Annotated in this window: 3 protein-coding genes; all 3 read left to right on the top strand. The window is 42.5% G+C overall.

The window, feature by feature from the left end; translation table 11 throughout:
* A partial coding sequence (locus H579_RS26540) for an RHS repeat-associated core domain-containing protein (protein WP_051227896.1) occupies positions 1-729 on the top strand: 729 nt, incomplete at its 5' end.
* Position 730: 1 nt separating this feature from the next.
* A complete protein-coding gene (locus H579_RS26535; RefSeq protein ID WP_051227894.1) occupies positions 731-1,264 on the top strand; it encodes an Imm26 family immunity protein in 534 nt (177 codons plus the stop codon).
* A 195-nt stretch (positions 1,265-1,459) separates the two neighbouring features.
* Positions 1,460-2,014: an ISAs1 family transposase gene (locus H579_RS26530; protein ID WP_051227892.1), complete on the top strand. Its 555-nt coding sequence runs from the start codon at positions 1,460-1,462 to the stop codon at positions 2,012-2,014.
* The last annotated feature ends 19 nt before the right edge of the window (positions 2,015-2,033 follow it).

Here is a 2,033-nt window from a genome sequence, read left to right as displayed (position 1 = left end):
GAACTGTGTAGTGAAAACGGCGATATCCACTGGCGGGGCTATCAGGAGATCTGGGGCAAACACGAACAATGGCAACAAAGCCCGGATACCCAGCGCTATTATCAGGAAGAAGCTGCGAACGACCCGGTGACCTGTGACCTGAGATATCAGGGCCAGATTTATGACAAAGAAACCGGACTGTACTACAACCGATTCCGCTACTATGATCCTGAGATAGCCCAGTACCTGACACTCGATCCGATAGGGATGGCAGGTGGCTTAAGGCCGCAGGGATATGTATATAATCCAGTCAGTAGGATTGACCCATTAGGCTTAGTCCATGAAACTGCATCTGGCTATGGCGTATATGCTCTATATGATGTGGATGCAGTAACAAACAGACCTGTAGGCGATCCATACTATATAGGTATCACAAATGATTTTGACCGTAGGGCTAAAGAACATATTGAAACAGGCCGATTAACTGGTGATCGAAAAACTCGAATGTTCCATTTATCTGAGGATATTACTTATGGGGAAGCCAGAGGATATGAGCAAGCCTATATAGATCATTACGGAACAAAGACTGGTAGTATTGGGGATGAAATATCTCAGAAAAACAGAGGTAATAAAGTGGCATCATTTGATAGAAATAATAAGACGCGTAGAGAAAGTAGGCAGCAATACTTCGAAGATGCTTATATTGAAAAAACCAACCAATTAAAACCCAAGAAATCAGGATGTGCGTGAAATGAAAATTAAGATATGGGGATGGGGAAAGAAAGAACGAACCATGCTACGTTTTTTGAAACCGGGAGATATTTTTTGTTTTTTAATAAGTGACAAAACTTTTTCAATTGGGCTCACTAAAGAAGTGTATGGGTTTGGACGGCTGATTGCAAAATCAAAGGCAGGCCACGTAGCAGAAATATTTGATTTTTTTTCTAATTCTCCTGACTTTAATGAACTATTGATTGAGGATTTTAAAAGAGTTTGCCGGCCTTTAATATTAGACTCATATGTACTTTTTGACAGAAAAATGATAGGTGACTGGCGGATTATTGGTCGCCATGAGGATTATGAGCATAGAGGTGATGAGGATGTTTTTTTTGTCTGGGGTGATCCTTCTTCACCTAAAAAATCAGATATCTACGGAAATAGTAGTGATGCTACTGAAGAAGAATTTAATAAGTATCCATTCAAAGTAACAGAAACTGATGATTCAATAAAAGCATTCTACTTTACAGAGGAGACCTTGGATCGTATCAGAGCAATCGGAAATTAACGCGAAAATAGGGGCTCTCCATATCTTTATATTTGATTTTTAAGGAAATTTAAGCCGATCTCAAATAAATCTCCTCGAAGGCAACATATGGAACCAAGCCTGCCAGTTGATGCAGGTGCAGACGAACCAGCAACTGCCGGTCTCCTTCCGATACGATGCTCAGGGCCGGATCAGTCATCAGGAAGAGGGTACACGATGAGAAATAAAGAACAGGCACATTTTTCTTTCTCTCACGGAATACCCTCACAAGATACATTCAGCCGGGTATTCTCTCGCCTTGACCCTCAGGCTTTTCATCAGTGTTTTATCTCCTGGACCAGCATGATTGTTGAAAAAACTCAGGGTGAGGTCGTGTCCGTTGATGGTAAAACATTACGCCGGTCCTACGATAAGCCTGATGGCAAAGCCGCTATTCATGTGGTTAACGCTTGGGCAAGCGATACAGGTATCGTTTTAGGTCAACTCAGGATGTCAGAAAAATCGAATGAGATTACCGCGATACCCGAACTACTCGATATGTTAGAGGTGAGTGGGTGTATCGTGAGCATTGATGCCATGGGTTGTCAGACAGCCATTGCTGAAAAGATTCGGGATAAAGGCGCTGATTACCTGCTTGCTGTTAAGAGCAACCAGAACACGCTTTACGAGGATATAAAACTGTTCCTTGATGATCTATTGTGTCTCAGAACAATACCGATACCGGGACCAATGTGGTCAGTCTGGCCGAAAAACGACTGGAAAAAGCGCTGAAATACCAGCGGGCCGGACG

The sequence above is a fragment of the Oceanospirillum beijerinckii DSM 7166 genome, from assembly GCF_000422425.1.
Taxonomy (GTDB): Bacteria; Pseudomonadota; Gammaproteobacteria; order Pseudomonadales; family Halomonadaceae; genus Oceanospirillum; species Oceanospirillum beijerinckii.
The sequence above is the reverse complement of the archived record's forward strand: the minus strand, read 5'-3'. Positions and strand labels throughout refer to the sequence as shown.

Excerpts from the sequence above, each read along its gene's own strand:
- H579_RS26535 (WP_051227894.1), top strand. The coding sequence starts at position 731 with ATGAAAATTAAGATATGGGGATGGGGAAAGAAAGAACGAACCATGCTA.
- H579_RS26530 (WP_051227892.1), top strand. The coding sequence starts at position 1,460 with ATGAGAAATAAAGAACAGGCACATTTTTCTTTCTCTCACGGAATACCC.